At 54.5% G+C, this 25,321-nt stretch carries 23 protein-coding genes; 17 read left to right on the top strand and 6 right to left on the bottom strand.

The window, feature by feature from the left end; translation table 11 throughout:
* The first annotated feature begins 78 nt into the window (after positions 1 to 78).
* The gene (gene polA, locus ACN0RL_RS09450) at positions 79 to 2,823 is read left to right on the top strand and encodes a DNA polymerase I (RefSeq protein WP_417516046.1); all 2,745 of its coding nucleotides are present in this window, start codon (positions 79 to 81) and stop codon (positions 2,821 to 2,823) included.
* A gap of 192 nt (positions 2,824 to 3,015) precedes the next feature.
* Positions 3,016 to 3,378 (top strand): hypothetical protein, encoded by a 363-nt coding sequence (locus ACN0RL_RS09445; protein WP_417516044.1) that lies wholly within the window; start codon positions 3,016 to 3,018, stop codon positions 3,376 to 3,378.
* Between the two features lie 39 nt (positions 3,379 to 3,417).
* On the opposite strand, the gene ACN0RL_RS09440 is transcribed toward ACN0RL_RS09445, so the two are convergent.
* The 3 genes from ACN0RL_RS09440 to ACN0RL_RS09430 form a co-directional block, all read right to left on the bottom strand.
* Positions 3,418 to 4,836: an OmpP1/FadL family transporter gene (locus tag ACN0RL_RS09440; RefSeq protein ID WP_417516042.1), complete on the bottom strand. Its 1,419-nt coding sequence runs from the start codon at positions 4,834 to 4,836 to the stop codon at positions 3,418 to 3,420.
* Between the two features lie 122 nt (positions 4,837 to 4,958).
* Positions 4,959 to 6,080 (bottom strand): PilT/PilU family type 4a pilus ATPase, encoded by a 1,122-nt coding sequence (locus ACN0RL_RS09435; RefSeq protein WP_417516040.1) that lies wholly within the window; start codon positions 6,078 to 6,080, stop codon positions 4,959 to 4,961.
* Between the two features lie 50 nt (positions 6,081 to 6,130).
* A complete protein-coding gene (locus ACN0RL_RS09430) occupies positions 6,131 to 7,165 on the bottom strand; it encodes a type IV pilus twitching motility protein PilT (RefSeq protein ID WP_417516038.1) in 1,035 nt (344 codons plus the stop codon).
* A 138-nt stretch (positions 7,166 to 7,303) separates the two neighbouring features.
* Between ACN0RL_RS09430 and ACN0RL_RS09425 the strand changes: the two genes are divergently transcribed.
* The 10 genes from ACN0RL_RS09425 to ACN0RL_RS09380 all read left to right on the top strand — a co-directional run bounded on the left by ACN0RL_RS09425 (position 7,304) and on the right by ACN0RL_RS09380 (position 16,371).
* Positions 7,304 to 8,008, top strand: a complete 705-nt coding sequence (locus ACN0RL_RS09425; protein ID WP_417516036.1) for a YggS family pyridoxal phosphate-dependent enzyme — start codon at positions 7,304 to 7,306, stop codon at positions 8,006 to 8,008.
* 62 nt (positions 8,009 to 8,070) lie between these two features.
* Entirely contained in the window at positions 8,071 to 8,904 is an 834-nt protein-coding gene (proC, locus tag ACN0RL_RS09420; RefSeq protein WP_417516034.1) for a pyrroline-5-carboxylate reductase, read from the top strand.
* A 30-nt stretch (positions 8,905 to 8,934) separates the two neighbouring features.
* Positions 8,935 to 9,519, top strand: coding sequence for a YggT family protein (locus tag ACN0RL_RS09415; RefSeq protein ID WP_417516032.1), 585 nt, complete (start codon positions 8,935 to 8,937; stop codon positions 9,517 to 9,519).
* 265 nt (positions 9,520 to 9,784) lie between these two features.
* Positions 9,785 to 11,749: a dynamin family protein gene (locus tag ACN0RL_RS09410; protein WP_417516030.1), complete on the top strand. Its 1,965-nt coding sequence runs from the start codon at positions 9,785 to 9,787 to the stop codon at positions 11,747 to 11,749.
* A 123-nt stretch (positions 11,750 to 11,872) separates the two neighbouring features.
* A complete protein-coding gene (gene metX / locus ACN0RL_RS09405) occupies positions 11,873 to 13,021 on the top strand; it encodes a homoserine O-succinyltransferase MetX (RefSeq protein WP_417516028.1) in 1,149 nt (382 codons plus the stop codon).
* Positions 13,018 to 13,623 carry a methionine biosynthesis protein MetW gene (gene metW, locus ACN0RL_RS09400; protein ID WP_417516026.1) on the top strand — a complete coding sequence of 202 codons (606 nt, stop codon included), beginning with the start codon at positions 13,018 to 13,020 and terminating at the stop codon, positions 13,621 to 13,623. The genes metX and metW overlap by 4 nt, the downstream gene beginning before the upstream one ends.
* Positions 13,620 to 14,078 carry a DUF4426 domain-containing protein gene (locus ACN0RL_RS09395; RefSeq protein WP_417516024.1) on the top strand — a complete coding sequence of 153 codons (459 nt, stop codon included), beginning with the start codon at positions 13,620 to 13,622 and terminating at the stop codon, positions 14,076 to 14,078. Before metW ends, ACN0RL_RS09395 begins: the two co-directional genes overlap by 4 nt.
* A gap of 7 nt (positions 14,079 to 14,085) precedes the next feature.
* Positions 14,086 to 14,685, top strand: a complete 600-nt coding sequence (gene rdgB, locus ACN0RL_RS09390; protein WP_417516022.1) for an RdgB/HAM1 family non-canonical purine NTP pyrophosphatase — start codon at positions 14,086 to 14,088, stop codon at positions 14,683 to 14,685.
* 4 nt (positions 14,686 to 14,689) lie between these two features.
* Positions 14,690 to 15,838, top strand: coding sequence for a radical SAM family heme chaperone HemW (gene hemW / locus ACN0RL_RS09385; protein WP_417516020.1), 1,149 nt, complete (start codon positions 14,690 to 14,692; stop codon positions 15,836 to 15,838).
* On the top strand, positions 15,838 to 16,371 hold the full coding sequence (locus ACN0RL_RS09380; RefSeq protein ID WP_417516018.1) for a hypothetical protein: 534 nt from the start codon (positions 15,838 to 15,840) through the stop codon (positions 16,369 to 16,371). Before hemW ends, ACN0RL_RS09380 begins: the two co-directional genes overlap by 1 nt.
* A gap of 44 nt (positions 16,372 to 16,415) precedes the next feature.
* Here ACN0RL_RS09380 and trmB read toward each other — a convergent pair whose 3' ends face one another.
* The 3 genes from trmB to ACN0RL_RS09365 all read right to left on the bottom strand — a co-directional run bounded on the left by trmB (position 16,416) and on the right by ACN0RL_RS09365 (position 19,094).
* Entirely contained in the window at positions 16,416 to 17,159 is a 744-nt protein-coding gene (gene trmB / locus ACN0RL_RS09375; protein ID WP_417516016.1) for a tRNA (guanosine(46)-N7)-methyltransferase TrmB, read from the bottom strand.
* A 70-nt stretch (positions 17,160 to 17,229) separates the two neighbouring features.
* The gene (locus ACN0RL_RS09370; RefSeq protein WP_417516014.1) at positions 17,230 to 18,756 is read right to left on the bottom strand and encodes a YifB family Mg chelatase-like AAA ATPase; all 1,527 of its coding nucleotides are present in this window, start codon (positions 18,754 to 18,756) and stop codon (positions 17,230 to 17,232) included.
* An 83-nt stretch (positions 18,757 to 18,839) separates the two neighbouring features.
* A complete protein-coding gene (locus ACN0RL_RS09365) occupies positions 18,840 to 19,094 on the bottom strand; it encodes an accessory factor UbiK family protein (RefSeq protein ID WP_417516012.1) in 255 nt (84 codons plus the stop codon).
* Between the two features lie 391 nt (positions 19,095 to 19,485).
* On the opposite strand from ACN0RL_RS09365, the gene glnK reads away from it, so the two are divergent.
* The 5 genes from glnK to ACN0RL_RS09340 all read left to right on the top strand — a co-directional run bounded on the left by glnK (position 19,486) and on the right by ACN0RL_RS09340 (position 25,319).
* Positions 19,486 to 19,824: a P-II family nitrogen regulator gene (glnK, locus tag ACN0RL_RS09360; RefSeq protein ID WP_071264623.1), complete on the top strand. Its 339-nt coding sequence runs from the start codon at positions 19,486 to 19,488 to the stop codon at positions 19,822 to 19,824.
* A 69-nt stretch (positions 19,825 to 19,893) separates the two neighbouring features.
* Complete coding sequence (locus ACN0RL_RS09355; RefSeq protein WP_417516010.1) at positions 19,894 to 21,162, top strand: ammonium transporter; 1,269 nt, start codon at positions 19,894 to 19,896, stop codon at positions 21,160 to 21,162.
* Positions 21,163 to 21,327: 165 nt separating this feature from the next.
* A complete protein-coding gene (locus ACN0RL_RS09350; protein ID WP_417516008.1) occupies positions 21,328 to 22,194 on the top strand; it encodes a DUF4123 domain-containing protein in 867 nt (288 codons plus the stop codon).
* On the top strand, positions 22,195 to 24,135 hold the full coding sequence (locus tag ACN0RL_RS09345) for a hypothetical protein (RefSeq protein ID WP_417516006.1): 1,941 nt from the start codon (positions 22,195 to 22,197) through the stop codon (positions 24,133 to 24,135).
* On the top strand, positions 24,135 to 25,319 hold the full coding sequence (locus ACN0RL_RS09340; protein WP_417516004.1) for a WD40 repeat domain-containing protein: 1,185 nt from the start codon (positions 24,135 to 24,137) through the stop codon (positions 25,317 to 25,319). The genes ACN0RL_RS09345 and ACN0RL_RS09340 overlap by 1 nt, the downstream gene beginning before the upstream one ends.
* The last annotated feature ends 2 nt before the right edge of the window (positions 25,320 to 25,321 follow it).

The following is a 25,321-nucleotide window of genomic DNA, read 5'->3' as shown; positions in this document are numbered from 1 at the left end:
ACCCTTTTGTTCATCGAATTAAGTACAGAGTTGCACAAGCCAACCCACGCTTCAATCAGAATCCGGATCCGTTTTGACATGACTGAACAAAAGACCCCACCTGTGGTGCTTGTGGACGGTTCGTCCTATTTATTCCGTGCTTATCATGCACTTCCGCCACTGACCACCAGCAAAAACCATCCTACTGGCGCCATCAAAGGCGTTATCTCGATGATCCGGCGCCTGGAACAGGACTTCCCCGGCTCGAAGCTTGTTGTCGTCTTCGACGCCAAAGGCAAAACCTTTCGCCATGACCTGTACGATGAGTATAAAGCCAACCGCCCTCCCATGCCGGACGATCTGGCAATGCAGATTGCGCCTATCCACCAGATGGTAAGAGCCATGGGGCTGCCACTGCTGATTGTAGAAGGCGTAGAAGCCGACGACGTGATTGGCACTCTGGCCGAGGAAGCTACCAGTAAAGGCATCGATGTCGTGGTCTCAACCGGCGACAAGGATATGGCCCAACTGGTCAGCGATCACGTAACGCTGATCAACACCATGACTGAAACCCGGATGGACCGGAACGGTGTGGTAGAGAAGTTTGGCGTTCGCCCCGACCAGATCATTGATTATCTGGCTCTGGTTGGCGACAAAGTCGATAACATTCCCGGCGTCAATAAATGCGGTCCGAAAACGGCAGTCAAGTGGCTCGAAGCTTACGATAACCTGGACAGCGTGATTGAGCATGCGGGCGAAATCAAAGGCAAGATTGGTGAATACTTACGAGAAGCCATAGATACCCTGCCTCTGAGCCGTGAGTTGGCCACAATCAAGATGGACGTTGCCCTGGACTTTGGCCTGGAAGACCTGAAAGAACGGCAGCAAAATGATGAGGAGTTGCTGACACTGTTTCGCGAGTACGAGCTGCGCAGCTGGATTGCCGAGCTGGAGGCCAAGACACCGGAAACTGGCGAAGCCGGCGACAGCAAAACAGCAGAACCCGCTGACAACAGCGCGCCAACACCCCAGGAAAAACGCTACAGCGTAATCGTCAATCAGGAAGAGCTCGACGAGTGGGTCGAACGGCTCAGGAAATCCGAGCTCTTCGCGTTTGACACTGAAACCACCAGCCTGCGCTATATGAGTGCTGAAGTGGTGGGTGTATCCTTCGCGGTAGAAGCGGGCGAAGCGGCTTATGTACCCTTCGGCCACGATTACATGGGAGCGCCAGAGCAGCTTGATCGCGAAAAGGTGCTGGCTCAGCTCAAACCTCTGCTGGAAGACCCCAAACAGAAGAAAGTTGGCCAGAACCTGAAGTACGACAAGAACGTACTGGCTAACCACGACATCTGCCTGGAAGGTATCGCTGAAGACACCATGGTGGAGTCCTATGTGCTCAATTCCGTGTCATCCCGCCATGACATGGACACTCTAGCCAGGAACTACCTGGACGAAGAAACCATTACCTTTGAATCCATTGCCGGCAAAGGCGCCAAACAGCTTACCTTTAACCAGCTGGAGCTGGAAAAGGCGGGCCCCTATGCCGCCGAAGACGCCGACATAACCCTGCGCCTTCATCAGGTTCTGCGCCCACAGTTGGCCGCGACTGGAAAGCTGCAGTCAGTTTATGAGGATATTGACCTTCCCCTGGTACCTGTTTTATCCCGCATGGAACAGCGCGGCATACTGATAAAAGCCAACACTCTGCGCCAACACAGCCAGGAACTGGCAGAGCGGATGGCCGAGCTGGAGAAGAACGCCCACGAAGTCGCCGGCGAGAACTTCAACCTGGGCTCGCCCAAGCAATTACAAGTCATTTTCTACGAGAAGATGGGGCTGCCGGTCATCAAAAAAACACCCAAAGGGGCACCCTCTACAGCAGAGCCCGTCCTGCAAGAGCTGGCACACGAGCACGAACTTCCGAGACTGATTCTCGAACATCGCAGCCTGAGCAAACTCAAGTCAACCTACACGGATACCTTGCCAGAGCTGATCCATCACCGCACCGGGCGGGTACACACCTCTTACCATCAAGCAGTTACGGCTACCGGGCGGCTCTCATCCTCCGAGCCCAACCTGCAGAACATTCCTGTGCGCACTGAGCAGGGCCGGCGTATTCGCCAGGCATTTATTGCAGAAAAAGGCTGCAAACTTATCGCGGCTGACTACTCACAGATAGAGCTCAGGATCATGGCCCACCTGTCCGGGGACAAAGGTCTTCTGACAGCTTTTGAACATGGCGAAGATATTCATAAAGCAACCGCCGCAGAAGTCTTCAGTGTTGCCCTGGAGGACGTAAACAGTGACCAAAGGCGCAGTGCCAAAGCCATCAACTTCGGCCTGATTTACGGTATGTCCGCGTTCGGGCTGGCCCGCCAGCTGGATGTGGAGCGCAAGGTTGCCCAGCAGTATATTGATCGGTATTTCGAGCGCTACCCGGGTGTTTTGCAATATATGGACAACATCCGCAAACAGGCCCACGACGATGGTTATGTTGAAACTTTGTTCGGTCGACGCCTGTACCTGCCGGAAATCAATGCGCGTAACAAACAGCTTCAACAGGCAGCCGAACGTACTGCCATTAACGCGCCTATGCAGGGTACCGCAGCGGATATCATCAAGCGGGCGATGATTGAAGTAGACAGCTGGCTGCGCAAAGAACACGCAAACGATGCCAGCATGACCATGCAAGTACACGATGAACTCATCATCGAAGTGCGGGAAGAATCTCTGGAAGAGGTCAAAGAAGGCCTGGTTCAACGTATGTCCGCTGCCGCCAGCCTGAAGGTTCCACTCCTGGTTGAAGCCGGCACAGGTGACAACTGGGATGAGGCTCACTAACCTCCGATACCGACACGTAACGCCCCGTTTCTGTTCGCATTTAGCATGGCCTGCACAGAAACGGAGCGCATCTCCCCAGCTGCCTCTCACAGACCGGTGATTTTGCTATATCTTCTAGACGGCACAAAACCTGCATTAATCCGCAGGTCCGGGATAAAACCCGATGCAGTGACACCGATGTGAGGCCTTTCCATGAACCCAATAGCGACTGAACGCAGCTGGCTGTTCGATCCTTCCCTGCTAAAGCTGGTACACCAGTGCCGGCGCCTGATCCAATCGGAATTCGGAGTAAAACTTCATTTCGACGAAGCGAATCTGGAGCAACACCTGGCCGACTATGCGAGCAAAACACGCTCCCGTCATCTGATTCATACTTGGGAAACACTAAAACAGCGAGTGCCCGAGTTGCAAACACAGGATGAAGAACAAGACTTGGCACAAAAAACGTACCGGGGGCAACCGATCATGGAAGATCAGCGTGAGCAAAAAGAGGGCGGCTTCGGGGAAGAGCCCCGGCACACAAAGAGAATATACCGGGGGCAAGTGGTAGGCTGAATCCGGAAATGGAACCAGCCTCCAGGTAAAACAAACGGATCAGAAGGCTTTACTGATCTGGACCGCAGCACTCCAGGCCTCAAGCTCGTACTCACCTTCATAGGAAGAGTTCGGGTCTGTTGCCTTCGGAATGGTGCCTGCCGAGGTTAATTCATAAGATTTATCTGACACTTGCGGGTCATCGGTAAACAACAGAGTGCCTACTGCAGCATCTACCGTCCAACCGCTTTGACCCGAGTTCCATTGCGCGCCCAACGTCAGCCAATGACGATCACTGGAAGGGATACGTGCGGTAACATATTGGTCAACCGGCGACTCATCCCACGCATACCCGGCCTTCAAAGCCCAGGCAGGTGTTGCCTGCCAGATGCCACCCACGTTGAGCTGCCAGGTATTACGCCACTCTTCGGGCGTGTGGGTGAGCTGGTCAGGCATGCCACCCGGGCTCTGGCTCGTAACAGGCTGGCTGGAATCGGTTCCATAAATATCCAGAGACTCGAATCGGCTCCAGCGGGAGTAAGTTGCACCCGCCAGAACTGTAACGTCATCGGTCAGCCTGTGTCGGACACCGGCTGTGATGCTTTCCGGTATTGCAAGTGGAACCTTTGCTGGCTCCGTAGAGTTGAGCGGTACAGAAACTCCAGGCCCTGGAGGCATAGGGGTACCCGCAGGAGTGACGACGGCCAAATTGGAAAATTTGGCATCGCCTTTCAAGTCCACTTCTGTGCCTGTCTGCGCTTTCAGCCCGAATTGGGTTCGATCATTCAGTTCATATAAAAAGCCGACCTGAAAAGTAACGCCGATATCGTCGCCCTCGATATCAACATAACCTTCCCCTGGCGCGAAGGATCCGTTGGGAGCTCCGAAATTCCTGCCCGAATTATCCAGAAACTTGGTGAGCTTGCCTTCAACGTACAATACGTTGAGGCCGAGACCCATCGACAACCCCTGGCCATTGTTTACAGAGATGGCTGGCGTAAACGAGAGGGCTGTGAGCTCGGTTTCATCTGCAAAGAAACGCCCGACAAAGTCGTCGTCATAATCAGCAGCCAAACCATAAGGTGCGTGAATACCGAAACCAACGTCTATCGACTCATTGATTTCATGGGTCAGATAAAGGTTTGGCAAGACGGCCATATCCGCGATGTCGCCACCACGCCCGCCAGAAATAGGCTGACCAAGCTGGTTGGTTCCACGAGCGCTTTTAGCCTCTGCGTCGATATCCAGAACTGCAGCACCAAAAGAAAGGTTCGTACCCTTTAACTGGCTCATGCCCGCCGGATTAAAAAATACAGTGGTAGCATTCTCAGGATTCGCAACAGCTCCGGCGTTCGCAACACCCATGGCGCTGGCACTTTGCTCGTTCAGGGAAAAACCGCCAGCAAAGACGCTGACGGGGGCCGCTACTGCGGCCAGCGTGGCCAGCCGAATAGCGCGGGTAAGAAGTTTGGAATTCATAACAGCGGCATCTCCTTTGTATTGTGGGGCGGAGTATACGCAGCTGTGGCCAGCGGCCTCAAATGCTAAAGCTACTGATTTGAAAAACTAACCGTTTAGGCCTTTCGGCGGAATCTGTTTTGTCAGTTGTCCTGAATGGTCAGCTTATCAACAGAGGATGACAACTGGTCTGCCCCCTGGGCATCGGTGCCCAGTTTTATCATCAGGCGCAGGTCATTCGCAGAGTCGGCGTGTGCCAGCGCATCTTCGTAGGTTATAGAGCCTTCCGCATAAAGTTCATACAGAGCCTGATCGAAGGTCCGCATGCCGGATTCGTTAGACTTGGACATCAAGCCCTTCAGTTTATGCACCTCACCCTTACGAATCAGGTCTGCCACCAAAGGTGTGTTGATCAAAACTTCAATTACAGCCTTACGACCTTTACCATCCGGCGTCGGGATCAGTTGCTGCGCCACGATAGCCTTGAGGTTCAGGGACAGGTCCATCCAGATCTGGTTATGCTGCTCCGACGGGAAAAACTGGATAATCCGGTCAAGTGCCTGGTTGGCGTTGTTGGCGTGCAGTGTTGCAAGGCAGAGGTGACCCGTTTCAGCAAACTGAACGGAATATTCCATGGTCTGACGGGTACGCACCTCACCAATAAGAATAACGTCGGGTGCCTGGCGCAGCGTGTTTTTCAGCGCCACTTCAAAGCTTTCAGTATCAATACCGACTTCCCGCTGCGTAACGATACAGCCCTGGTGCTGATGCACGAACTCGATAGGGTCTTCGATGGAAATGATATGCCCCCGGCTATTCCGGTTGCGATGCCCGAGCATAGCCGCCAGCGACGTCGATTTACCTGTACCCGTCGCTCCCACAAACATGATCAGGCCACGCTTGGTCATGGCCAGTTCTTTGATTATTTCTGGCAGCGACAGCTCATCAATCTGAGGAATTTTTACTTCAATCCGTCGCAACACCATGCCGCACAGGTTGCGCTGGAAAAACGCACTCACCCGGAAGCGACCAATACCGCGAGCGCTGATAGCAAAGTTACACTCATGAGTTTCCTCAAACTCGACTCGCTGCTTTTCATTCATCGAGCCGTATACAAACTCCCTTGTCTGCTCTGGCGTTAATGCGTTTTTGGTGACCGGCAACACTTTACCGTTCACTTTCATGCTGGGCGGAACGCCGGCTGTGATAAAGAGGTCTGATCCTCCTTTTTCAACCATCAGTCGAAGAAGCTTTTCGAATTCCATCTTTAATTACCTATGTTCTTTTTATACAACGACTCGCCACAAGCAGAGGGTCAAAAATTATCAGGCATTTTCGCCTTGGCCCGCGCAGACTCTCTCGAAATCAAACCTTTCTGCAGCAAACGCTCAAGGCATTGGTCCAGCGTCTGCATACCGAGCGAAGCGCCAGTCTGGATCGATGAATACATCTGGGCAATTTTGTCTTCGCGAATCAGGTTACGGATCGCGGCTGTACCAATCATGATTTCATGAGCCGCTATGCGGCCACCGCCCATTTTCTTCATCAGCGTCTGAGAAATAACGGCCTGAAGTGACTCCGAAAGCATGGAACGCACCATAGACTTTTCTTCCGCCGGGAATACGTCCACCACCCGGTCAATGGTCTTTGCCGCTGAAGTGGTGTGCAGGGTGCCGAACACCAGGTGACCGGTTTCCGCCGCAGTAAGCGCCAGACGGATGGTCTCAAGATCTCGCAGCTCACCTACCAGAATGATATCGGGGTCTTCCCGCAACGCGGAACGCAGTGCTTCGTTAAAGCCCAGCGTATCCCGATGCACTTCCCGCTGGTTAACCAGGCACTTCTTCGAGTCGTGCACGAATTCAATCGGGTCTTCTATGGTGAGAACGTGCTCATAGCGGGTATCGTTAATGTAATCAATCATTGCGGCCAGCGTGGTGGACTTACCGGAACCCGTCGGCCCGGTTACCAGCACAAGCCCTCGCGGTACAGAAGACACATCCTTGAACACCTGGCCCATGCCCAGGTCTTCCATAGTCAGAACTTTCGAGGGGATGGTACGGAATACGGCACCGGCCCCGCGATTCTGGTTAAAAGCGTTAACACGGAAGCGGGCGACACCCGGCACTTCGAAGGAAAAGTCTGTTTCCAGAAATTCCTCGTAGTCCTTACGCTGCTTGTCGTTCATGATGTCGTATATAAGCCCGTGAACTTCTTTGTGCTCCAGGGGCGGAAGGTTGATGCGGCGAACATCACCGTCAACACGAATCATAGGAGGCAGGCCGGCGGAAAGGTGCAGGTCAGACGCACCCTGTTTCGCCGAGAAGGCAAGCAGTTCAGTAATGTCCATAGAAGTCCTCGGAAGGCTTTTCTTTCACACAGGTAGCGTCTGTCTGGCACAACCTGTCTGCGATCACTTGGCATTTCAGTGACCTGCGAGTAACGTATCGCCATCGAACAGGCAGACCCAACACGACTATTTGGTAATATGAGCAGCATAGCAGACAACATCGGGAGCGTAACCCGACGCATACAAAAAGCAACATTGCAGGCGGGCCGGGAGCCCGATTCTGTGAGCTTGTTGGCGGTCAGCAAGACGCGCTCGCCAGAAGAACTGCGAGAAGCTGTGGCTGCCGGCCAACTGGCATTCGGGGAGAACTACCTTCAGGAAGCCCTGGATAAAATTGCAGCACTTGCCGATCTGGTGGATATAGACTGGCATTTTATCGGCCCTATACAGTCCAATAAAACCCGGCAGATCGCGTCGGCTTTTTCCTGGGTGCACAGTGTGGACCGCCTGAAAATTGCTCGCCGCCTCAGCGAGCAACGGGAAACAGGATTGCCGCCCTTGAATATTTGTCTTCAGGTCAACATCAATAATGAAGACAGCAAATCCGGATGCCAGCCGGAGGACTTGCCCGAGCTCGTACCGGAAATAGGTCAGCTGCCGGGGCTCGCTCTACGTGGACTTATGGCAATCCCTGATCCGGAGCAGGCCGAGTCAGCGCTTCGGGCGAGTTTTCGCAAACTTGCAAACACGTTGAAAAAGCTGCGACAGGAATACCCGGACGCCGGGCCACTGGACACTTTATCCATGGGGATGTCCGGCGATCTCGAAATGGCGATTGCAGAAGGCGCCACCTGGGTTCGTATTGGTACGGCCGTCTTCGGCGCACGACCAGGCAAGAGCTGAATTGACCGGTTCCTGCTATTATCGGATCCGAATGTCTAACCGAATAACCGTTGGAGCAGACCTTGAGCAAATCACCAACCATTTCGTTTATCGGTGCCGGTAATATGGCCAGCGCTATTATTGGCGGCATGCTGGATAGCGGATTCAAAGCCAGCAATATATGGGCAAGCGCACCAGATGATGGTCACCTGCAATCCATTCGCAAACGTTTTGGGATTAGCGTAACAACAGACAACCGCTACTGCGCTCAGCAGGCAGACATGGTTGTTCTCGCAGTGAAGCCCCAGGCAATGGCCGACGTCTGCCGCGACATAGCTCCCATTGCCCAGAATACACGCCCTTTAATGGTATCGATCGCAGCAGGCCTGGGTGCGGATACACTTGATGAGTGGCTCGGTGGCGGTCTGCCTATTGTACGAGTAATGCCGAACACACCCTCGCTGGTTGGCAAGGGGGCAGCAGGCTTGTTTGCCAACACCAGTGTCAGCAACGCCCAGAAGAAAATGGTTCAGTCAGTTTTTGAAGGCATAGGCATTGCCGTTTGGGTTGAGGATGAAGCTCTGCTGCATGGCGTAACTGCGCTTTCAGGCAGTGGCCCGGCCTACTTTTTTCTGATGCTGGAAGCCCTGGAGGCAGCCGCAACCAAAGCCGGTGTAAACCCGGAAACAGCTCGGCAACTGGCCATTCAAACCATGGCAGGTGCCGCTGAGATGGCGGCCAGAAGTGAACATGACCCGGCTCAACTGAAGAAAAACGTCATGTCACCGGGTGGTACAACCGAGCAAGCAGTCAAGACATTTGAGGAAGGCGGAATGCGCGATCTTGTGAACAAGGCGTATAGCTCCGCTTACAAGCGCTCGGAAGAAATGGCCAAAGAACTGGCAGGCAAAGAGTAAAACAGTCACTGACAACGGAGAAACAGCTACATGCTGGCAGACATCCTGATTACGATCCTGCTGATCGCGTCTACCTTTTACATGACGATCATACTGCTGCGCTTTTTGCTGCAACTGGCTCGGGCCGACTTTTACAACCCGATTTCCCAGTTTGCGGTAAAGGCCACCAACCCTTTGCTCAGACCTTTGCGCCGATTCATTCCTGGCTGGGGCGGAATTGACGGTGCGGCTCTGGTTCTTGCTGTTCTGATTCAGGCGATCACTTTCTTCCTGATTCTTATCGCTCTGAGCGGCGGCATTCCATCATTCAACCCACTCATACTCCTGGTTTGGGGCGCGGTTTCCGTTCTGGACCTGATCGTCAAAATATACTTCTGGTCTGTTATCGCTGTTGTCGTCGTCAGCTGGATTGCTCCAGGCAGCAGTCACCCGGCAATACAGCTGGTCGCCCAGATCACTGAACCTGTCATGCGACCCGTGAGAAAACTGATGCCATCCATGGGCGGACTGGACCTGTCACCCATCATTGTTTTCCTGATCCTTAACGTGCTGTCTGTTGTTATTGATCATATGAAAGTTGCGGTCGGCCTCGGGGCCATTGGCCTGGGACTGTAAACCACGTCACAAACAAACAATTTGTAACAGTTCTCCACAAAAAAACTGATCCCCTAGCCGCATCTTCACTTCGTTGATTTTGCGGCTTTTTTCGTTCAAATCATGTCTACAATAACCACACACCTGCAAACACCCGGCCGCAAAATTCCCGGGAACAAGCTAGTATTAACCGTAATTAATCAACTCATGCGTCACCATTCGTCGCCACGTGGGTCTCCGCGAACCTGCCCGGGGAACGCCAGAAGTCGTGTAGAAGGAAAATCCGATGAATCATCAGGGACACCTGACTCAACAGGTAGAGGCGTACCACAACTGGAAAAAAGAGCTGATCCGCCAGATCGGCCGTTACCGGCTGTGGCTCCAGGATAACAACCTGTTCTCTGACGACATCAGCACGCGGATCCGTCATGGCCTTGAGCTGTTGATTGAGGACGAGCTCACCATTGCATTTGTGGGTGAATACTCCCGTGGCAAAACAGAGCTGATAAACGCGCTGTTTTTCTCCGAGTTTGGTCAACGCATGCTGCCCTCCCAGGCCGGACGCACAACCATGTGCCCGACCGAGCTGTTTTTTGACCGCAGCGCCAACGAAAACTACCTGATGCTACTCCCCATAGAGACCCGCACCGGTAAGCTGTCTCTACAGCAATTACGCAAACAGCCCGAGCGCTGGGTAAAGCACGGTCTGGATGAGCGGGATCCTGAAATAATGCGAGAGATCCTGGGAGAAGTCGCCCGGGTTAAAAGTGTTGATCCCGATCAGGCGCGAGCGCTCGGCTTTGACGAAGGCATGCTCGAGCATGATCGCAACAACCCCGGCAACGTTCTGGTCCCCGCCTGGCGCAATGCCCAGATCAGTATTCGCCACCCTCTGTTCGAGCGCGGCCTGCGCATTCTTGACACACCTGGTCTTAACGCGCTCGGCTCAGAACCCGAGCTCACCATCAGCATGTTGCCAAGAGCTCATGCCATTATCTTTGTACTAAGCGCTGATACCGGTGTTACCGCCAGCGATATGACCATCTGGAAAGAATACATAGATACCGAGCACGCCGACCACCGTGCAGGTCGCTTTGCGGTGCTGAACAAGATAGACGTGCTCTGGGACGATCTTCAGGGCGACAAGCACACCAACGAAGCCATCGAGCGGGTGCGCGGGTATACCGCGGATCATCTGGGCATCCGGCAGCAGGATGTAATACCCCTTTCCGCCAAGCAGGGGCTGGTCGCCAGAGTTAAAAAAGACAACAACCTGTTTGCCCGCTCCAACATCGGCAATCTGGAACAGTTGATCATCCAGCGCATTCTGATGCACAAAGAGCAGTTGATCACGCAAAGTCTGATCAATGATCTGCTGGGTATGCTGCAGAATAGTCAGGCCGCGATGCAGACCCGTCTTGACTCTCTCGAAGAAGAGTCGCAGGCCTGCTCCGGCGCCACCATTGACAAAGCAGCCCTCGCCCGGCTGGCCGATCGTGCCCAGAAAGATTACGAATTCTATTATAAAAAGCTGATCACACTGCGCTCAAGCCGACGCTTGATGGGCTCCCAGGGTGATATGCTCAAAAGCCTTGTTGCCGAAGATCGCTTTGAAACCCATGCCGAGACGATCCGCAAAAACATGTCGAAAAGCTGGACCACAGCGGGCATGAACAGCGCAATGGACCAGTTTTTTGAAATGTTGGAAAGCGATTTCAGCAACCTGCTCAGTGAAGGGCGCCTGGCAGAGAAAATGGTCGGCGCCATATATCGCCGGTATAACGAGGATACCCGCGCCCGACATCTGGAACCCATTCCGCTGCGTGCCGGCCGGCATGTTATTGCTATCAGGGAACTGCGCAAAAAGGCCCGGCGATTCCGTGCCAGCCCCAGGAATCTTCTTACCGAGCAGTCCGTGCTGGTTCAGCGCTTTTTCAATGTGATGGTAAGTGAAGCCAGAACCCTGCATGCCCGTGTACGCCAGGATGTGGAGCGCTGGCCCTCAGAAGCATTGCTGCCGATCATGCAATACTCCATGGAACAGAAACAATTGCTGGAGCACCAGATACGGCGCCTTCGGGACATGGTAAGAAGCGACCGTGACGGTCGCTGCGAGCGTGAGCGCCTGGGCAACACCATCAGCGACTTGCGCCGACAACTGGAATTGGCCGACGCCATGCAGCGACAGATCCGTAAACCTGCCCCCACGATGATTCAGCAGAAAGTCGTTAATATTTCTGGTGCTATCTAGTCGCCACATAGCCTGTCGGTTGCAGCCGTGACGGCCCGCCTTTAAACTGCTTCGCTGGTGGAGGTTTTCGCCCCGACCAGCAAAGCAGTCACTAACGGACCGAACCAGGAACTTCTCGCACCGATGCCCGATCCCATGCCCGTGGATTCTGTCGGGGTAGTCACCCCACAGACGTATCATTTTGAAACGCCCATTGAGCTGGCGTGCGGACAAGCACTTGAACATTATGACCTGGTGGTCGAGACCTATGGCGAACTCAATGCTGATCGCAGCAATGCCGTACTCATATGCCACGCACTGAGCGGAAACCATCATGCCGCCGGCTACCACTCCGTAGATGATCGCAAGCCAGGCTGGTGGGATACCTGCATCGGGCCTGGCAAGCCCGTGGATACAAATCGTTTTTTTGTGGTCAGCCTCAATAACCTGGGCGGCTGTCACGGCAGTACCGGCCCTAACTCAACCAATCCGTCTACGGGCAAGCCCTACGGCCCGGACTTCCCGGTCGTCACCGTTGGTGACTGGGTAAAGAGCCAGGCTCTGCTGGCGGATCGCCTCGGTATTGAGTGCTGGGCAGCTGTCGTGGGCGGTTCTCTCGGCGGCATGCAGGCCCTGCAATGGAGCCTGGACTACCCGGATCGCCTGAAGCATTCTGTGGCCATCGCCTCCAGCCCTCGCCTGACAGCACAAAACATCGCCTTCAATGAGGTCGCGCGACAAGCCATTACATCAGACCAGGAATTTCATGACGGCCGGTACTACGATTTCGACACCCTGCCCCGTCGCGGCCTGATGCTGGCCAGAATGGTGGGCCACATCACCTACCTCTCGGACGCCTCCATGGGTGAAAAATTTGGCCGCGAACTGAGAGATCAGGCTTACAAGTTTGGCTACGATGCCGAGTTTCAGGTGGAAAGCTATCTCCGCTACCAGGGTGAACGCTTTTCGGAGGTCTTTGACGCCAACACTTACCTGCTGATGACCCGGGCGCTGGACTATTTTGATCCCTCTTATGAGTTCGGCGGAGACCTTTCCAAAGCGCTCGCCAAAGCCAGTTGTGAGTTTCTGGTGTTGTCTTTCAGCACCGACTGGCGCTTTACGCCGGCCCGCTCTGAAGAAATGGTGAACGCTATGATCTCAGCCCGTCGTAAAGTCAGCTATGCAGAAATCGATGCGCCCTGGGGCCACGACGCGTTCCTGATTCCAACCCCGCGCTACACAGATATCTTCACCGCCTACATGGATCGTGTTGCCAGAGAGGTGGGCGCATGAGGGCGGATCTTGAAATCATCCAGCAATGGGTAAAGCCTGGCCATCACGTGCTGGATCTTGGTTGCGGCGACGGCACCCTGCTCGACTTCCTGAAGCGGGAGCGCAATGCCAGCGGCTTTGGTCTGGAAATCAATCCGGACCACATCACAACCTGCATGAACCGCGGTGTTTCGGTGATTGAACAGAACCTGGACACCCAGGGGCTGGATAACTTTGAAGACAACAGCTTTGATATTGTGCTGATGACGCAGGCATTGCAGGCAGTACGCCGCCCAGACAAAGTGTTGGACGAAATGCTGCGGCTTGGCAACGAAGGCATTGTTACCTTCCCTAACTTCGCCCATTGGCGCCTGCGCTGGGGACTGGCTCTCAGCGGCCGCATGCCCGAATCCGATTCTCTTCCGTATAAGTGGTATAACACGCCCAACATACGGCTATGCACCTTCAAGGATTTTGAGGCACTGTGCCGGCAAAAAGGCATTCGCATCAAAAGCAGGCGTGTAGTGGACGGTCAGCACCAGAACAACTGGCTGGCGCGCTTTTGGCCGAACCTGTTGGGAGAAATCGCCATTTACCGTATTACCCGGGAGAAAACCCAATGAAAAATAGAACCTTGCACAGCATTCTTTCCTTGGCGACAGCGGCCTTACTCGCTGCCCTCATCAGCCTGCCTGCCCATGCCGGCTCGGAAGACTTTGGAGACTACCAGGTAAACTGGAGCGTGCTGAACAGTACTTTTCTGACCCCGGAGACAGCAAAAGCCAACAATCTGCAGCGCAGCAAAGGCATTGGTCTGGTCAATATTTCAATCATGCAAGAAGATGAAAATGGCATTTTGAAAACCGTAGCCGGGCAAGTAGAAGGCAAAGTTTCAAACGACATCCAACAAGTGAAATTTCTGGCATTCCGCAGAATACAGGAAGGCGACTCCGTCTACTTTATTGCCCAATACCAGTACTCAGCCGGCGAACTGATGACGTTCAACGTTACCGCTCGACCTACCGGGCATACTCGGGACTTGCAGGTACGGTTCGCCCACACCCTTTTCAACGACTGAGCGGAATATGTCTGAACAACTTGTTATCGCCAGCAACAACAAAGGCAAAATCAACGAATTCACCCATCTCCTTGCGCCGCTGGGTTTTATCCCTGTGCCGCAAGGCGAATTGGGCGTTGGCGAGGCCGAAGAGCCGGCGGTCACCTTTGTAGAGAATGCAATTCTTAAAGCACGCCATGCCGCCCGAGAAACCGGTTTACCCGCACTCGCCGACGACAGCGGCCTGGCCGTCGACATACTGGGTGGTGCACCCGGAGTTCGTTCCGCACGTTACGCCGGAGCTGGCGCTTCCGATCTCGATAACCTGAATGCGCTTCTGGAAGCCATGGTTGATGTGCCCGACGGACAGCGCAGCGCACAATTCCACTGCGTTCTGGTTTACCTTCGACACGCCGACGATCCGACCCCGATTATCTGCCACGGCCGCTGGCCGGGCTCAATTCTCAGGGCGCCGACGGGCAATGGCGGTTTCGGCTACGATCCTGTCTTCCTTTGCCCGGAACATAACTGCAGCGCATCGGAGCTGTCCCGGGAAGAAAAAAACCGGATAAGCCACAGGGGCCGCGCCCTGGCATTGCTGATGGAACAACTCAGGGCGGAGTCCTGAACCGGTGACCTCAATCGTCCCGGCATCGGTCACTCCCCCTCTGAGCCTGTATATTCATGTGCCCTGGTGCGTGCGTAAATGCCCATACTGTGATTTTAATTCTCATGCCATCCAAAGCGATCTTCCCGAGTCCGCCTATCTGACTGCCCTGCTTGAGGACCTGGACCAGGACCTTGCATTTTCATCTGGTAGAGCTATCGAAACCGTTTTTATTGGTGGAGGAACGCCCTCTCTGATGAGCGGCGATTTTTACAGGAAACTATTCAAGGGCCTCTCTGAGCGCCTCACTTTCGCAGAGGACGCGGAAATCACGCTGGAGGCCAACCCCGGGACTCTGGAGGAAGGTCGGTTCGAAGCCTTCCGTGAAGCCGGCATTAACCGTCTCTCCATTGGCGTACAAAGTTTCAATCCGGTTCACCTGAAGGCCCTGGGGCGTATTCATGACAGCGCAGCGGCGCACAGGGCGATCGACACAGCAAGAAAGGCCGGGTTCGATAATTTCAACCTGGACCTGATGCACGGCCTGCCTGATCAGACTCCTGAAGAAGCTCTAGAAGATCTCAGATCCGCCATGAGTCATGAACCACCGCACCTGTCCTGGTACCAGCTGACATTGGAGCCCAATACCGAGTTTTATAGCCGTCCACCGGATCTGCCAGACGACGACCTGCTCTGGGAAATCGCAGAGCGCGGCGGTGAGTATCTGCGCCAGCAAGGCTTTACTGACTACGAAGTGTCGGCCTGGTGCCGGGACGGCAAGGCCTCGCGGCATAACCTTAACTACTGGTCGTTCGGGGACTATATGGCGCTGGGCGCGGGTGGCCACGGCAAAATCAGCCTGCCGGATGGCACGATCAGGCGCTACTGGAAAACACGGCAGCCGGACGCCTACCTGAACCGTATTGGCAGCCGTACCGCCGGGAGCGAAAAAATCGACGTAGAGGAACTCCCTTTGGAGTTCCTGATGAACGCACTGCGCCTGCGAAAAGGTGTGGATGAGAGCCTTTTTTTCGAACGGACGGGTTTACCCGTGACATCCGTTGGGGTACAACTTCAGAAACTGCGTGAAGATAAACTGCTGTTCAGCGACCGACTTCAGGCAACAGCCCTGGGACAAAGATATCTGAACAGTCTTTTGGAGCGTTTTCTGTAATGGACACAGAAAAGGGATTACCGGCTTTGCCAAAAAGCCTGAAAGCCTGCCTGGTTGCGACTCTGGCTCTTTTGATTGCCCTACTGGTGATCAATCAATTCCTGAAAACAGGATCGGCACATCAGGGAATTGTCAGCTACCAGTTAGCGGGAAGTGCCGAGCAGGCGCTGGCTATTGCACAGAGCTGGGGCGATGAAGGCCTGCAATGGGCAAGACTTTCTCTGTGGGTGGACTTTCTGTTTATCCCCGTTTACTGCCTCACTCTTATATTGCTGACCCGGCACTGCACCCGGGACAGGCCTGGTGTTCGCGAGCGCAACACTGCGCGCTGGATTCGAACACTTTTTATCGCCGCCGGTCTGGCCGATGTTACAGAGAACGTGTTGCTGCTGAATAATCTGGAGGCCCCAACGGATGCCATCAGTCTGGCCGCCGCCATCAGTGCGCTAGCAAAGTTTACCGCTCTGACGTTGGGCATCGCAGGGTTGGTGATTATCCGTGCAGCCCGACGCCATCCATTGGCACCGGGCTGATTCAGGCAAGGAGAACAGAGGCTCAGAGAGCTTCAGCCAGAATTTTAATTGGTGCGATGGAACAACAGATCCCACACGCCATGGCCCAGGTTCTCACCGCGCTTCTCGAACTTGGTAACCGGGCGATAGTCAGGGCGCGGTGAAAACTCGCCCTGCTCCTCAGTATTGGCAAACCCTTCAGATTCACCCATTACTTCCATCATGTGCTCAGCGTAGCTTTCCCAGTCTGTTGCCAGATGCAGGATGCCGCCCACTCTCAATTTGTGACGGATGCGCTGAACAAACTCAGGCTGAACAAGCCGGCGCTTGTGATGCTTTTTTTTGTGCCAGGGGTCCGGAAAAAACACCATAACCTGATCCAGACAGGCATCCGGCAGGCACAGATCAATCACATCGTTGGCGTCTATGTTGTAAATACGGACGTTTTCGAGCCCTCGGTCCTCAATTTCCTTGAGCAGAGCTCCGACGCCGGGCAGGTGAACTTCCACGCCGATGAAATCCTGCTCCGGCGCGGCTTCGGCCATTTCGGCCAGAGAACGCCCCATCCCAAAGCCGATTTCAAGGTTGAGCATGGCATCCCGGCCAAACACCTGGCGCGGATCAATCACGCCATTTTCACGGCTCAAGCCAAATCTTGGCCAGCTGCGTTCATAGGCCTTTTTCTGACCTTCTGTCATACGCCCCTGGCGCAGCACGAAACTGCGGACACCTTTGCGTGTAGTGATTGGTGAGTCGCTGGCCGTCTGTTTCGGAGCATTATCATCTTGCGGCTCTTTGTGATCAGTCATCTGCAATCCTTAACCGCAGCTACGGTTCTGATTAACGGTATTTGCATACAGTTTAACAGAGTAGGGCCAGTCAGGCGGATACCACAGTGCTCTTACCTGCCTGGCGATCAAACTGTCGGTAACCCAGGGCTTCCACCAGATGCGACTGCAAAACAGCTTCGCAGCCCTCAAGATCCGCCAGGGTGCGCGCCACCCGGAGTATCCTGTGCAATGCCCGGGCCGATAGCCCAAGCTTTTCCATAGCGCCGGCAAGCAAGGTTTCACTTGAACATTCAAGACTACAGGCATCTCGCAAGTCACGACCCGATAATGTGGCATTCACACACCCGCGCCGCGTTTGACGTTCCCTGGCAAGCATTACTCGCTCACGCACCACTGCACTGGCTTCGCCATCGCCACCTGAGTGCATGAGTATATCGCCGCCTTGTACCGGCACCTCAACATGCAGATCAAACCGGTCCAGCAAGGGGCCTGAAATTTTTGACCGGTAACGCATCACCTGCTGCGGCGTACACTGGCATTCAAGGGTCGGATGTCCTCTATAGCCACAAGGGCATGGGTTCATCGCGCCAATGACCTGAAACCGTGCAGGAAATATCACCTGACGCGCGGCACGGCTGATGGAAATCTCTCCGGTTTCCATAGGCTCACGCAGGACTTCCAGAACCCTGCGATCAAACTCTGGCAGCTCGTCCAGAAACAATACTCCGCGATGCGCCAGGGATATTTCTCCGGGCCTCGGACTGCTACCACCACCGACCAGCGCCACTGCTGAGGCGGTGTGATGAGGCGACCTGAACGGGGGCTGGCGCCAGCCCCCTGTTCTTAAAGGCTGCCCGGCAACCGAGTGCACACTGGCAACCTCCATGGCATGCTCATTGTCCAGATCCGGAAGAATTCCGGGCAGGCGACTGGCCAGCATACTCTTGCCAGTGCCTGGCGGGCCGAAAAAAAGCAGATTGTGGGCACCCGCCGCAGCCACCTCCAGAGCCCTGCGCGGGACTATTTGCCCTCGCACATCTGCAAGGTCCGGCATACCTGCCGCAGCCGTCGATGCAGGCATCGTTCCGGGCACCGGAACCAGACGTGCACGGCCACACAGGTGCTCACAGACTGCCAGTATATGGCCCGCCGCCAGCACATCATCCTGGCTGGCAAGGGCGGCCTCTTCGGCGTTAGCATTTGGCACCAGCAGATTGCGGCCTTCCTTACGCGCGGCCAGCACCGCAGGCAGCACGCCCTTGATCGGGCGAAGCGCGCCATCGAGCGAGAGTTCTCCGAGGAATTCACAGGAAGACAAACTTTCCGCCGGAATCTGTCCGGAAGCGGCGAGAATCCCCAATGCAATTGGCAGATCGAAGCGACCACCTTCTTTGGGCAGATCAGCAGGCGCGAGGTTGATCGTTATCCGGCGGGCGGGAAATTCAAAACCTGCATTCAGCAGGGCACTTCTTACACGCTCCCGGCTTTCACGTACGCCGGTTTCCGGCAAGCCAACAATGGTGAGTGCTGGCAAGCCACCGGAGAGATGCACCTCAACGGTCACCTCCGGTGCAGAAACGCCAATGGAGGCGCGGGAATGAACGACAGCAAGCATAAAAACCTTCCATGGTTTCTGAATGTCAGTTTTGGGCCTTACTTAATCGGCCTCCCCGGCTTCCTGCCGGGAATCAACCGGGTTTACTGTGCTTTCGAAGATTTCTCCAGTTCAGCAACCCTTTTCTCCAGAGCCTCGACCTTTTCGCGGGTTTTCATAAGCACCGCTTGCTGGCCATCAAACTCTTCCCGGGTTACGAGCTCCAGGCGAGACAGAACCGCCATGACGGTTGCACGAGCCTGGGTTTCGAAATCTTCCCGGGCGGCGCGAGCCATGTCCGGGACAAACTGACCGAGCTGCCCCTGTAACTGGCCGAAAATATCCTGTGGACCTTTCACACATCACCTCGCTGATTCAAATAATGTCCGGTTTCGACACAAAGAGCAGCGCCAAAGCCGTTTTGCAGGAGTGTATCACACCGCCAGCCCTGCCATAATGTGCGCGGTGAGCACTATAATAGTTCTGCCCATTCCCATGGCTTGCTCCGATTCGGCTCAAGGCGTGGCAGAACGCACCATAATGGTGCGACAACAGGTTCTCAGACTTATGCCTTACGGCCACCTGAGCCTAGCAATATATTGATTTTAAAGTATTTTTTTGCGTTGGCATACCCGGTGCTAAAGCTTTGGTACGCAATCCGCACAATTGACGTGCGAAGCAGCGGCACCCCGAACTCAACAACAGGCCAATGGGCTCTCATGTTGGGACGGTTTTACCAAGGAGAAAGCAATGAAACTTGTGACAGCGATCATTAAGCCTTTCAAGTTGGATGATGTCCGCGAGGCACTATCCGAGATTGGCGTACAAGGCGTAACCGTCACTGAGGTCAAAGGCTTCGGGCGGCAGAAAGGCCACACAGAGCTTTATCGTGGCGCGGAATATGTGGTGGATTTTCTGCCCAAAGTAAAAGTGGAAGTCGCTATTGGCGACAACCTGCTGGACCAGGTTATCGAGTCCATCACCAAAGCAGCCAATACCGGCAAGATCGGGGATGGCAAAATTTTCGTCACCGAATTGCAGCAGGCAATCCGGATCCGGACAGGTGAAACGGGCGAAGAAGCCGTCTGATCCAGCTCTGATCAATTAGCAGCTAACGCAAAAAAATCAATCTGAAGTGCCTCGTGCGGAGGGCCTCTCATGGAAAACAATGTTTTTCACCTGCAGTACGCAATAGATACCTTTTATTTCCTGATGTGCGGTGCATTAGTAATGTGGATGGCCGCAGGCTTTGCCATGCTCGAATCCGGGCTGGTACGTGCCAAAAACACCACGGAAATTCTCACAAAAAACGTCGCGCTCTATGCGATCGCGTGCACCATGTACATGCTGTGCGGCTACGCCATCATGTATGACGGTGCTTTGTTGCTGAACGGTATTGAGCAGACGGATGCAGCAACCGTATTAGGAGACTTTGCAACCCGGGAAGATGGCTTCGAAGGCGGTGCGATTTATTCCAGCGCGTCGGATTTCTTTTTCCAGGTAGTGTTCGTAGCCACCGCCATGTCGATCGTATCCGGCGCCGTAGCTGAACGCATGAAGCTCTGGGCATTCCTTGCCTTTGCAGTCGTAATGACCGGCGTTATCTACCCGATGGAAGGCTCCTGGACCTGGGGCGGCAAGGACGTTTTCGGGCTGTATAACCTGGGCGATCTTGGCTTCAGCGACTTTGCCGGCTCAGGCATTGTCCACATGGCCGGTGCGGCCGCTGCACTTGCCGGCGTACTGTTGCTTGGGGCACGTAAAGGCAAATATGGCCCCAACGGCGAAATCCGCGCCATCCCAGGTGCCAACCTGCCTCTGGCTGCGCTGGGTACCTTTATCCTCTGGATGGGATGGTTTGGCTTTAACGGCGGCTCGGTTCTGAAACTGGGCGATATCGCCAGCGCCAACTCGGTTGCCATGGTGTTCCTCAATACCAACGCGGCAGCCGCCGGCGGCGCCATAGCCGCGCTGATAACCGGACGTATGCTCTTCGGCAAAGCCGATCTGACCATGCTCCTCAACGGCGCTATTGCAGGCCTTGTAGTTATCACCGCGGAGCCTTCTACACCCAGTGCTTTGGTCGCAACCCTCTGGGGTGGCCTGGGCGGAGTAGCCGTTGTATTCAGCATCATCTTTCTGGACAAATTGCGCATCGATGATCCTGTGGGTGCCATATCGGCTCATGGTGTGTGTGGTTTTATCGGGCTGATGCTGGTTCCTGTCACTAACAGTGGCGCTACCTTCAGCGGACAATTGATTGGCGCTGCAACCATCTTCGTCTGGGTATTCCTGGCCAGCCTGCTGGTCTGGGGCATCATCAAAGCGGTGATGGGTGTAAGGGTAAGCGAAGAAGAAGAGTACGAGGGCGTGGACCTCTCCGAGTGCGGGATGGAAGCCTACCCGGAGTTTGTCAACAGCAAGTAACATTCTCTGACGAACGAAAAGGGGTGCCTGAATGGGCACCCCTTCTCATTTTAAGGAGACCTGCTTCTTTACAGTGGTTTTGACATGCCCCGCAGGTGACAGTGTTTTCGGGTTCCGCTACTATCATTCTGCATTTTGGTCATCTAAGGATAGATGAAGGCAGCCATGAAGGACTCCACAGCCCTGAGCCACAAGGCTCACTCGACCACGTCGTTTTACCATCACAAAGCATCACTGCACGCAGATTCCTGCTGTTATCTGGTTGACCAGGCAAAACACCCTGAAGTATTGCGCCTGCTGTTTGAGCATGACCCTGCACCCGTTTACGACTTGCCTTATGTTCATTCGGAATACCGTGAACAAGCCAGTGACGGCCCTTTGGTTATTAAGCCCACCACAAGCCGGAGCGCCGAATGGCTGCACAACTGGCTGACGGAAGGCAAGGCCCTGGCACTAAACGGCCCGCAACTGGCGCTGGAAGAAATTCGCGATCATCTTGTAAGCCTGAATACCGTTCGCGCTCCCCACGGTGACAGCCTCTTTCGTTATGCAGATCCGGCAACACTCGGCAGCCTTGGCATATCCTTGTCAAACCAACAGTGTTTGCGTGTCCTCGGTCCACTTGCGTCTCTCCATGGATGCTATGCAGGCGCCAACTGGTCACTTGCGAAAAATGAAGCCGAGGAAGCCTCCAGTGAGTCAAATAAGTTCTGCTCACGTCCACTCTTGCTAACCAAAGAGAATCTCGCCGCTGTAGAACGCTATCGCCATCAGCTTTTGGCAAACGCTCTTGCAGCGAACAATGAGCTGGATGAGGAGGTAGTTTCTTGCTGGTTCCAGCAATTGATCACACTGGGCGCGCCAGATGAGCAAGCTTTGGTTGAAGGATCCTTGCTCCTGGTAACGCGAGGCTTTAGCAGGGAATTGAGCGACGATGAGCTCACAACGATATGCAACACCAGGCACGGAGCCTGCTGGTCAGACACACTCGAAATGCTCGCAACATTAGTGCATTCACAGGAGGGAACCTGAATGACACCCGCTGGCAACCTGCCCTTTTCACCCAGCTCTTCGCCCCTGGGCGCACACGGAGCGCCCATTTGCGCAAACGAAACCGCGAAGGTTCTGTTACGCCGCTCGGACAACCTCAGACGACCGAAAGCTTTTATCAATGCCGGTACCATTCAGGATGAAAGCGGCAAGGTCATCACCGCCGAACTGCTGAATGGCACAGAACATACGCCGGACAATGCAGAAGCCCGTTTCAACAAGCTCGTTACAGGCAACGCGCAATGGCACTGGTCTGAAAAGCCCGAGGGAGAGCATCTGATCGGGTTTGATACCGTGAGTGAACAACGCCGCTTCGCCCCCGGCCAGCACCTTGGCGAAGGTATAGGGTTCACCGTCATTCAGGGCGAACGCAGAGCAACAGCAATACACTTGCCACCACCAGTCATCATTAACTTACGCGAAACCGCGCCCGCAGCAGACGACTTACTGACAGAAGAACAACTCAATTATTTCCGTGAAAATGGCAACAACGCGCTCATCTACATACACGGCTACAATGTGCCCCACGGGGATTGGGGGCGTTTTTTTAAGTACGACGACAGACGGGAGCCCTACCACGGCAACGCACCGTCGTTCGTGAAGGCCTATAGCTGGCATCCCGATAAAGCTACGGTCTGGCAGAATGGGGAAGCACTGTCGGACAAAAGGGCCGGCGCACCGAAAGAAGATAAACTGAATGGCACCGGCGCTCATAACTGGGCTGTTCATATGGAGTACCAACTGAATCGTGCAGCGGGTTTTGACGGTGAGGATTGGATGCCTTACAGCCGCATCATCAATATCTCCTGGCCGGGTGACACGGGTTCCACCGATTTTATGCAGGCAGAGTTGAATGCCATGGCAGCCGGGCGACGCCTGTTGCCCCTACTTCAGCAACTCGCGAACGCCAACATTGGTGTCAACCTGATCACCCATTCTTTGGGCGCGCGGGTGGGCCTGACGGCCCTGAACATTCTGGGAACCATCGGGCACCGAAACCTGGTCGACCACCTGTTCCTCTGGCAACCCGCCGTTGCCGACAATGCACTTACCAACGACAGCAACCGCGATGCACACCCTTTGGGGCTGGGTGTGTTTCCTGCCGCCCATATAACAGCCCGAAAAATCGTCGTGCTGCACTCCCGTGGCGATGGCATCCTGGGCCCGGGTGACAATGAAGATAGCACCTGGTGGCAAAAAGCTCTGTTTCGCTCGTCTCCCGGAGCAATCGTTGGCGCGACAACATGGCATCTAGCAACCGCAGACGATCCTGCGGACGATGTGCTCGGTTACTTCCGGGGTGCCTATGATAAAAAATGGTGGACCTTCCCCAGCTTTTTAGACAACGGCTTCGGGCCGGCAATCGAAAAGCTTTACGAAGACTACTTACCGCTGACTTACGATGCTCGAATGACCGCTCACCCTCAGCGATCTCTAGCTACACCTGAGGCATTAAAGCGAACAATCCTGGAAAACTGGAGCAGGCTGGAGAAGGACATCCTTGCTGAAGCAGATGCCCTATGGCAGCCCTGTGTAGACTGCCTGCGCAATGGTGAGCGACCGCCCGAGTACACTCTTTTGGCGCCACTGAACCACCGGGCGAGCGTAAGCCTGCAGGTGGCCAAGGATTATATTTCGCGTATGAAAAAACTTGCGGTCAACAAGTGGGTTCCGGAGCAGCCGCCGAGACCTGCGCTGGGGCATGTAGGGTTTAGGGACTTGGCTGGCGAGCATGCGACAGAACTCGATGATTTTATCGATCGATCTTTAACTGATGGAAAGCTCTTACCTGTTGATCAGTCAAAATGGCTGTTTAGCCACTCGGGGATGAGGATTCCTACCCAAGAACTGTTTGAAGAAGTCTATCAGCGAGAAATCATGCAGAGCCAATTACTGGCAAATTCAAAGTTTGGACGTTACTGATGAGCAACTTCAATCTACGGGTACTTCTGCTAGTGGGAGTTACTTTAGCTGTAGGGTTCAGCTTGTGGGAAGTTTATAACTCACCCGGGCCGGTCATGAGTGCCTCAGTTTCCTCAAACGGGGCATTTGCCATCACCGCCCACAGGGATCAGAAGTTGATTCTGTGGGATTTGAAAGCACATAGCCGGAAAATTATTAGCCGCGACGCTAACATCTATAGCGCTTACTTCATCAAAAATCAGCCCATATTTCTCTGGCAGGATCTTGATAATGTCGTCACCGCCCAAACAACAAATGGAGTGACCCAGACAGCTTTTGAGTTAGACAAACCGACCTATGGTCACTTCATGACTCAGGATCTCAGCACCTATTACTACTCTGACATTGGCTGGGGAATATTTCGACGATCGAAAGACGGATCTACAGAGACTATCAAAGCAACCGATGGCAGAGCCTTTCTTGGCTACCACAAGCTCTTCAATCTCTCGATGGACGAGTCAGAGCGATGGCTGATTTCTGCAGGAAGCGGGGAATCCAAAGCATTTGAACCACCATATTACCGGTCGATACAAGAAGTTCTTGATCAAGGAGAGAAATACCAGCGCATGAACGGTGTCGCTTTATGGAGTCCCGAGACCGGGCAACCAGTTGCTAAACTGGACGGCAACTCCTCCAAAACCCACGCCACAATCAGCCCGGATGGGCAGTGGGTGGTTAGCGGAGATGAAGCCGGCAATAGCATAACCTGGCAAACATCCAATCCCGAACACCGAATGCGAACAGCGCGTTACCACTCAGGGATTTATATCGACGGCCTTCCTGACGACCTCCCAGACTCTAACTATTTTGACAAGAGCGGGCTGATCGAAGCTCCACGCGGCGTCAATGACTTCACCATCGCGCTAGCCTTCATCCACAACAGCGAATACTACCTCCGCTTCGGCAACAACAGCCACTTCGCCGCTTTGTTCGAAACCGGTAGCCCCTGGCCCGTGAAGTACTTCGATCTGGGCGAATCGCCCAAGCTGGTTACCTACGGCAGCCAGTACGACCGCAACACCGCCATCGCCACATCACCCGAAGCTGGCATTCTGGCCATGGGGCATAAGTCTACAGGCGGGATCAGCGTGTATCAGTTTGATCCTGAACAGCTGACGCTGGAGCGAATCTGGGTCGTGGAGTAGGA

The sequence above is a fragment of the Marinobacter sp. genome (assembly GCF_048259445.1).
Classification (GTDB): Bacteria; Pseudomonadota; Gammaproteobacteria; order Pseudomonadales; family Oleiphilaceae; genus Marinobacter.
This window is presented reverse-complemented; position numbering and strand designations above follow the sequence as displayed.